We start from the raw sequence: 7,902 nt of genomic DNA on the forward strand, positions 1-7,902 counted from the left end.
ATCGAAGGCCAGAACAGGGACCGAAGCGGGGTCGCATCTCAAGCGCGCCGCCTTGTAGAAACCCTCTCTACAAGGCCGGAGGCTCCGGCCCGGACGCACGGCGTGGCTAGGCTTCGCCGCGATGAGCAAGCTCCCGCCCGACATCGGCATGCCCCTGCCGCACGCGACGTTCCCGATCCCGGTGACCGCGCAGCGCATGGCGCGCAGCCTGTACTGGCGCGGCTGGGGGATCACCCAGATCACCGACGAGCTGGGCCAGCTCGGTTATGCCAACGACGAGAGCGGCAAGGCCTATGCGCGTGCCACGGTCGAGAGCTGGAAGCAGCGCGGCCGGTGGGATGACGCCTCCTGCCTCGACAAGATCGAGGACTCGCTGGAAGGCCGGATCAACACCCTGATCCGGAAGGACAGGAAGGGCGGCGCCGAGTTCAAGGAACTGGACGCGCTGCTGCGCGGCGTCGTCGCGACGGCGAAGATCCGCCGCTACGAGGCGCCGGGCGGGCACGAGGGCGACCTCAACGAGCGCGTCGCCAACCGCAATGCCGGTCCCAAGAAGGACAAGGCGCCGCAGAACCATTTCACCGCCGAGCAGATCGATCAGCTCAAGGACGTCTTCCACCGGGAGAATTTCGAATACAACGAGCTGTGGTACGAAAACCGGCACCAGCGCACGCGCATGTTGCTCAAGTCGCGCCAGATCGGGGCGACCTTCTACTTTGCGCGCGAGGCGTTGCTCGACGCGCTTGAGGGCGGCGGCAACCAGATCTTCCTGTCGGCGTCGAAAAATCAGGCGCACGTCTTCAAGAAATATATCGTCGCGTTCGCGGCGCGGGTCGGGGTGAAGCTGAAAGGCGACCCGATCATCGTGTCTTCGGAGCTGCTGCCCGACGACAAGCCCACCGCCGAGCTGATTTTCCTCGGCACCAACGCGCGCACCGCGCAGGGCTATACCGGCAACTTCTATTTCGACGAGTTCTTCTGGACGTTCGGCTTCGACGAGCTGAACAAGGTCGCGAAAGCGATGGCCAGCCACAAGCACTGGCGCAAGACGTACCTGTCGACGCCGTCGACCGTCGCGCATCAGGCCTATGGGCTGTGGACCGGGGCCTCCTACAATCGCCGGCGCAAGAAGGCCGATCAGGTCACGATCGACGTCGGGTACGATGCGTTGAAGGGCGGGGCGCTCGGCGCAGACCGGATCTGGCGCCACATGCTGACGCTGGAGGATGCGGCGCAGCAGGGCTGCGACCTCTTCGACCTCGCCGAGGTCCGCGACGAGAATGCCCCCGACGAATATGCCAACCTCTATGGCTGCCAGTTCGTTGACGACAGCCTGTCGGCGTTCAGGTTCAACGACATCCTCGCCTGCACCGTCGACACCCAGATCGAATGGAAGTGGTTCAACGTCCTCGCCGCGCGGCCGGTCGGCGACCAGCCCGTCTGGGCGGGCTATGATCCGCAGGGCAGCGTCGATGGCGACAACGCCGCGCTGGTGATCGCACTGCCGCCCAGCGGGCCGGGCGGCAAGTTCCGGCTGCTCGAACGCCACCAGCTCCGCGGCGACTATCAGGAGCAGGTCGAGTTCGTGATCGCGCGGCTCGCCCGGTACAACTGCACCTATTTCGGGATCGACGCGAACGGCATCGGCGATGCGGTCTGCCAGTTGCTGGTCGGCAAGGTCCGCGGGCTGACCAAGATCGACTATTCGCTCGAGGCGAAGACCGCGATGGTCATGAAGGCGCAGCACAGTTTCCAGCGCGGCCGGATCGAATTCGACGGCGGCTGGATGGATCTCGCCTCGGCGTTCCTGTCGATCAAGAAGGCGCTGACCACCTCGGGCCGCGCCGTCACCTTCAAGGCGAGCCGCAGCGAGGAGACGGGCCATGCCGACCTCGCATGGGCGGCGATGCACATCATGATCAACGAGCCGCTCGACGGCCAGGAAAAGCCCAAGGGCTCAATGGAGATCTTCTGACATGAGCAAGGCACGGCGCGCGCGGCGGATGTCGCGGACGGAATCGGCGCAGGCATCGACCGGCGCGATCGTTCCGGCGAACGACAATCGGGGGGTGGGGCAGTCGTTCGCATTCGGCGATCCCGAGCCGGTGCTGGAAGGGCGCCAGCTGATCGACATGCTCGAATGCTGGCACAACGATCGCTGGTATGAGCCGCCGCTGCCGCTCGACGGGCTGGCGCGCGCGTTCCGCGTGTCGCCGCATCACAGCTCGGCGATCATCCTCAAGCGCAACCTGCTGATGGCGTCGCTCGATCCGGCATCGCTGGTCACCCGCGCCGAGCTGGGCAAGATGGCGCAGGATTACCTCGTCTTCGGCAATGCCTATGTCGAGACGAAGCGCAACACGTTCGGCGCGCCGCTGCGCATGGTGCACGCGATGGCGCGCTACACCCGGCGCGGTGTGGTCGACGGGCAATTCTGGTGGGTGCCGGGGATGAAGGACGCCGCCCAGTTCCCCGACGACAGCGTGATCCAGATCATGCAGCCGGACGTCAATCAGGAGATCTACGGCGTCCCCGAATATCTGTCGGCGTTGCAGGCGGCGCTGCTCAACGAGGCGGCGACGCTGTTCCGGCGGCGCTATTACCTCAACGGCAGCCATGCCGGGTATATCCTCTATGCGACTGGCGAGATCGACAACAACGACGTCGAGAAGCTGAAAGAGGCGCTGCGCCAGTCGAAAGGACCGGGCAACTTCCGCAACCTGATGGTGCACGCGCCGAACGGCAAGGAGGGCAGCATCAAGATCCTGCCGATCGCTGAGGCCGGCGCCAAGGGCGAGTTTCTCGGTATCAAGCATGCGACGCAGGCGGACGTCATGGCCGCGCACCGCGTGCCGCCGCAGTTGCTCGGGATCGTGCCGGCGCAGGGCTCGGCGTTCGGTAATCCCCAGGACGCGACGGCGATGTTCTTCGAGCTTGAGATCCTGCCGCTGCAGACGGCGTTCCTCGAGATCAACGAGCGGCTGGGTATGGAAGCCGTCAAGTTTCTGCCGCGGGCAACCGCGGCGACACCGAACCAGCCGGGCTGACAGCCGGGCGGGGGAGCCGGGGTGCAGCCCGGCGAACCGACGAGGGGAAGCTCGCCACGACCAACGGCCATCGGCCGTCCCGCACCCGGCATGCTGCCGGGCGGGCTCTCTACAAGGTGAGATTATCCAACATGACCACCCACAATCTTGTTCGGCCCGTCGCACCCGCCGCGGGCTATATCGGCGGCAAGCGCAACCTTGCCGGCCGTCTGGTCGCCATGATCGAGCAGATTGAGCATGACGGCTATGCCGAGCCGTTCGTCGGCATGGGCGGCGTTTTCCTGCGCCGGCGGTCGCAGCCCAAGGTCGAGGTGATCAACGACGCCTCGGGCGACGTTGCCACGTTCTTTCGCGTGCTGCAGCGGCACTATGCCTATTTCATCGACATGCTGCGGTTCCGGGTCGCCAGCCGGGCGGAGTTCGAACGGCTGAAGGCGCAGCCGCCGGAGACGCTGACCGACCTCGAACGGGCGGTGCGCTTCCTGTATCTCCAGCGGCTGGCGTTCGGGGGCCGGGTGAAGGAGCGGCATTTCGGCGTCGACCGGACGCAGGGCGCGCGCTTCAACGTTTCAAAGCTGGAGCCGATGCTGGCGGAGATTCACGAGCGGCTGGCCGGCGTGGTGATCGAGCAGCTCGACTTCGGCGAGTTCATCCGCCGCTATGACCGGCCGGGCATGCTGTTCTATCTCGATCCGCCCTATTGGGGATGCGAGACGGATTATGGCCAGGACGTTTTCGGCCGTGCCGATTTCGCGCGCCTCGCCGCCCAGCTCGCCGGGATCGAGGGGCGGTTCCTGCTGTCGATCAACGACACGCCGGGCACGCGCGAGGCGTTCGCCGGCTTCACGATCGCCGAGACCGAGACGACCTATACGATCGGCGCTGGCGCCAGCACGCGCGCGGCTGAGCTGATCATCTCGAATGGCGCGATTGATCAGGTACCCCCGTCGGGCTTGTAATAGAGCCATTCGTCCTCGTCCGGCGCCAGCGCCTTGTGGCGCGGTGCCGGCAGGGCCGACGCGCCATCGCCGAAGCGGATACGCCGGTGCAACCGGTTGCAGCGATTACCGCTGTTCCCCCATCGTATCGTCATTATCGTCTTCAGGATCCTCGATCACGCCGCCCTCGGGTTCTGTCGCCGCGACACCGATCAAGACGTCGGTTTCCGGATAGTAGGAGGCAGGCCCATACGGCTCATCCGCTAGCCAGTATCCTAGTGTCCCTAGACGTACCACCTTGTCTTGTGAACGCCACAGCATCGTACTCAGTACCATCTCAGGATCTTTCCCGAAGACCTCTAGCCCACGCTCCTTGAGCGAGTCGTACAGCAGCTTGCGACCCACAGGTTCGCCACGCTCCCGTATGATACGACGAGCCGCGTCTACGACCTTATCTCGCGATGGGTTTTTTGCCTTTTTTGTCGGCGCCTGAATATCGACGGATACGCCAGATACGATTGATCCCAAAGCGCGAAAGGGTCCCTGTACTTTGAATTCGCGCCGCCACACGGAGAGGAATCGATCGGTCACCAATAGGTCGCTCCGAAGCGCCTCACGCTCGGATACGAGGTGTTCAATCTGCGCTTCTATGGCCCGCAAACGTTCCATGAGTTGATCACGCAAATAATTGGGGTCTTGGGCTGGTTTGTCGTCCACGCTCGCCTCCACGAAGGGTCCACTCAGGAGATACACTCTTGAGCATACGGCGCAAGATACAGGCGCTTGCCTAATCTAAAATTAACGCATACGGTGGCGCTGCCGCATGTGGTGAGTCGCATGGGGTGACGCCTACGAGCCGGTCAGGGCTCGTAGGTCGTCGATTTTTATCTGTGTGTCGGCACAGCGGGGGTGCTCTGACCCCGCAGAAAGGTACTCGGGATGCAGAAGCGTCCCTTTAGGAAGGTAGATGGGTTGCCCCAAATCGTCTTCCCACTGCTTTTATTAGGGCAGTGATACCGCCACTGAGGCGCCTTGCCGGGCGTCTCGGTGGCCTTCCTTATAGCGCAGCTGACGCTGCCTGTCCAATTTGACGCTAAATCGAAGGTTATGAAATATGACTACCTCCAAGAAGCAGACCTCGCCTGCCATTTCTACGCTTGCGTCTGACGTCCTCACCGGACGCGTGACGCCGACAAAGGCTCAGATTGCATCGCTCGCCGGTGCAGCTCTGAGCAATGACGAGACCAAGGGGCAGGCCCGCCGCAAGTAGGCGGAGACGTTAACGTTATCGGAGGGGCGTGGCGAAAGCTGCGCCCCTTTTTTTTATCTTTGGTCCTCTGCGGCAGCTACGCCGAGGTGGTCACGCTGCAGTGGCCCTATCCCGAAGGGAAGATATCTGTGCGTGGTCCCATCTTTTCGACACGACAGAGGTAATTTGCGGCGCGTCCGGGCGCGACGAACCAGCGCCTCTACAATGAACCAGGATCGAACCTGAGCTGATGTGGGTGCACCGGGCGGGCGGTACAAACAGGGATAATCGCGCGTCTATCTGCCTCGGCAGGACCAAAACGATAGTCGAAACCGTCCGCCCACTCAGGACCCAGCGCTCCCGCCGATATATAGGCTGCTATGAGGTGTCGTCAGATTACCGCCTGATCGTGCGAGGCCCTGATTACCTCCTGCGTCTGCCCTGCCAAATGACCGGGGATTAAAACAACTAGTTTGAGCGAAATTCCGGATCGGGAGTATTGCAAAGTTCGGAAAGTTAACCGTATTCTGCCGCCGAAAGTATCGCGTTCAGTCAGGAGTCGATCGTTCAGGAGAGGTGACATGCGGCCTTATCTGGTGATGTTGGCGTGCTCGTGCGTGCTGAGTGGATGTGCCAGACATGTGCCGCATCCCGCCTCGCTGGCCGGCGAACCGAACCGCTGCCGCCTGCCGGTGCTCAAGTTGACCGCGAATGAGTTCGATAATCCGGACGAGGGGATGGGGTTGACCTATCGCGGCCCGGATCGGGGCGCGTCCTTGGTCGGCGTGATCGACGGCGAGGCCGCCACAGCTCCTGCCGCCGCCACGCGCGACACCGTACTCGTCTTGAGCGGCGGGGGACCGCACGGTGCGTTCGGCGCCGGCCTGTTCTATGGCTGGATGAATGCCGCGGCGCGCGAGGGCGAGCCCGTCCCGACGTACAAGATCGTGACTGGCGTATCGACGGGGGCATTGCAGAGCACCTTCATCTTCCTGGCGACGGCGCGCAGCGCGAGTTCGCGGGAGGGCGCACAACGCGAGAGAGACCGGCTACGGGCGATCCCCTTCCTAGCGAAGCGGATGGACAAACCCGCCGGTCCGGTCGCGGCGCCGGGCTCGTCCTATCTCGCCACCCTGGTGCAGGACTATATGCCCGACGAGGAAGGGGACCTGCTCCACCTCCACCCGCTGCAGCGTATGAGCCCCAACAAGGGCGGCATGCTCGAACTGGTCGGACGCTCGTCGCTCGCCACGATGACGCCGTTGCGCCGGCTGATCGACGCGCAGATCGGCGACGAGACGCTCGCCGGCGTTGCCGCCGAGGCGCGCGAGGGGCGGAAGCTGTTCGTGGCGATGACCGATCTCACCAACGGCTATGGCTATGCTGCCGATCTGACGCTGCTCGCGAAGCTGGCCGCCGATCCGGTGACGTCGGATGAGGACCGGGCGGACGTGCGGCTGGCGTTTCCGCGTGCCAAGACGCGCGAGGACCGGTTGGCCGCGGCGCGGCGCTGCTACACGGATGCACTGATCGCGTCTTCGACGGTGCCGCCGGGCGTGCCGGCGGTGCCGATCGGCATCATCAGGGTCAAGAAGGACGGCCATCTCGCCAGCCCCGATTACGACCCTCGCGATCCGCGGCCGGAGATTCCGACCAATCGGGTCGTCGCGGAACATGCGTTCATCGATGGCGGTGCCGCCTTCGCGGTCTTTTTCAGCCAGCTCGGCGATCAGCTCGCGGGGCTGAACGATGTCGACATGGATCTGGTAGTGAACGGCAGCTACTATCCACAGGAGTGGAGCAAGTGGCTGAACGCCAAGGGTCGAACGGTCGGGATCAAGAACGTCCGGTTGAGTTCGGCCGACGTGCTGCTGCAGAGCGCGGAGATCGTCCAGGCGCAGATCCGGCTGTTCTCTGTCCAGGAGGCGAGGCGGTGGGCGGCACCGCGTGGACGCTTCCGTTGGGCGTTCATCGACAACCGGGAGATTGCGTCCGGCGCCGGCGGGCCGGACATGATGAAGCCGTGGGGCAAGCCGTTCGCTGGCACGCCGCTGACCTGGCGCTATGCGCCGCCGGGCGAGGCCGAGCAGGACTGCGCGACGTGGCGCGACAGCGACCGTCGCAAGCGCAACCCGATGGAGTTCTACCCGAGCTACATGCGCTGCGTCGTGTCGTACGGCATCCGGCGCGGGGAGGACCGCCAGCACCGCTGGAATCTGTGCGAGGCGAAGGACCCACGTCGGTGCGTGTCTGCGTCCGAGGATGGTCGCTTGCCAGAGGACTGAGGTACGGCGTGTTCCGATCCTGCTGTGCTGGCCTGACGGGCGTGTGGTCTGTCGAGGCGTAGCCGCGCCGGGATCAGGGGCAGCCACCCCAATGCATCAGCTGTTTGATGTTGCCGATGGCGCCGGTTAGGAGGTTGAACAGCGTCAAAGCGATGACGGTGATTGCGATCGCGCCGATGACTGTTTCTTCCCGCCTCACGCCTCATTCATAGAGCGCATAGCGGCGGCCCTTCCGCAGGCACGCAATATCTTTCGGCCGACACCCCGAAACCCGCGCTTTTCCCCCCACCTCGCCCGCCCCCTTTTGTAAGAGTGGTGTGGAGGCCGCAGATTATGCTGCTTGCGCAATGGGCTGATCTACCGGCGGCATCCAGTTCCAGGGC

8 protein-coding genes are annotated in these 7,902 nt (G+C 64.1%); 5 read left to right on the top strand and 3 right to left on the bottom strand.

Annotated features, from left to right (window positions below; genetic code table 11):
• The first annotated feature begins 121 nt into the window (after nt 1–121).
• From AC07UH_RS12960 to AC07UH_RS12970, 3 genes are all read left to right on the top strand, one after another.
• Nucleotides 122–1,975 (top strand): terminase large subunit domain-containing protein, encoded by a 1,854-nt coding sequence (locus tag AC07UH_RS12960; RefSeq protein ID WP_495180758.1) that lies wholly within the window; start codon nt 122–124, stop codon nt 1,973–1,975.
• Nucleotide 1,976: 1 nt separating this feature from the next.
• A complete protein-coding gene (locus AC07UH_RS12965; protein WP_495180759.1) occupies nt 1,977–3,047 on the top strand; it encodes a phage portal protein in 1,071 nt (356 codons plus the stop codon).
• Nucleotides 3,048–3,178: 131 nt separating this feature from the next.
• A complete protein-coding gene (locus AC07UH_RS12970) occupies nt 3,179–4,006 on the top strand; it encodes a DNA adenine methylase (protein WP_495180760.1) in 828 nt (275 codons plus the stop codon).
• Here AC07UH_RS12970 and AC07UH_RS12975 read toward each other — a convergent pair.
• Together AC07UH_RS12975 and AC07UH_RS12980 are read right to left on the bottom strand one after the other, a co-directional pair.
• Nucleotides 3,982–4,140 carry a hypothetical protein gene (locus tag AC07UH_RS12975; protein WP_495189867.1) on the bottom strand — a complete coding sequence of 53 codons (159 nt, stop codon included), beginning with the start codon at nt 4,138–4,140 and terminating at the stop codon, nt 3,982–3,984. The genes AC07UH_RS12970 and AC07UH_RS12975 overlap by 25 nt on opposite strands.
• Nucleotides 4,112–4,702, bottom strand: coding sequence for a hypothetical protein (locus AC07UH_RS12980; protein WP_495180761.1), 591 nt, complete (start codon nt 4,700–4,702; stop codon nt 4,112–4,114). Before AC07UH_RS12980 ends, AC07UH_RS12975 begins: the two co-directional genes overlap by 29 nt.
• 397 nt (nt 4,703–5,099) lie before the next feature.
• Between AC07UH_RS12980 and AC07UH_RS12985 the strand changes: the two genes are divergently transcribed.
• Both AC07UH_RS12985 and AC07UH_RS12990 read left to right on the top strand, forming a co-directional pair.
• On the top strand, nt 5,100–5,255 hold the full coding sequence (locus AC07UH_RS12985; RefSeq protein WP_495180762.1) for a hypothetical protein: 156 nt from the start codon (nt 5,100–5,102) through the stop codon (nt 5,253–5,255).
• Nucleotides 5,256–5,707: 452 nt separating this feature from the next.
• Nucleotides 5,708–7,519, top strand: a complete 1,812-nt coding sequence (locus AC07UH_RS12990) for a patatin-like phospholipase family protein (RefSeq protein WP_495180763.1) — start codon at nt 5,708–5,710, stop codon at nt 7,517–7,519.
• A gap of 73 nt (nt 7,520–7,592) precedes the next feature.
• Here the strand turns inward: AC07UH_RS12990 and AC07UH_RS12995 are convergent, their stop codons facing one another.
• Nucleotides 7,593–7,718, bottom strand: a complete 126-nt coding sequence (locus AC07UH_RS12995) for a hypothetical protein (RefSeq protein ID WP_495180764.1) — start codon at nt 7,716–7,718, stop codon at nt 7,593–7,595.
• Nucleotides 7,719–7,902: the final 184 nt, after the last annotated feature.

The organism is Sphingomonas sp. GW821-FHT04B01 (assembly GCF_059420425.1).

Coding starts and splice junctions, on each gene's coding strand:
- AC07UH_RS12960 (WP_495180758.1), top strand. CDS start 122: ATGAGCAAGCTCCCGCCCGACATCGGCATGCCCCTGCCGCACGCGACG.
- AC07UH_RS12965 (WP_495180759.1), top strand. CDS start 1,977: ATGAGCAAGGCACGGCGCGCGCGGCGGATGTCGCGGACGGAATCGGCG.
- AC07UH_RS12970 (WP_495180760.1), top strand. CDS start 3,179: ATGACCACCCACAATCTTGTTCGGCCCGTCGCACCCGCCGCGGGCTAT.
- AC07UH_RS12975 (WP_495189867.1), bottom strand. CDS start 4,140: ATGACGATACGATGGGGGAACAGCGGTAATCGCTGCAACCGGTTGCAC.
- AC07UH_RS12985 (WP_495180762.1), top strand. CDS start 5,100: ATGACTACCTCCAAGAAGCAGACCTCGCCTGCCATTTCTACGCTTGCG.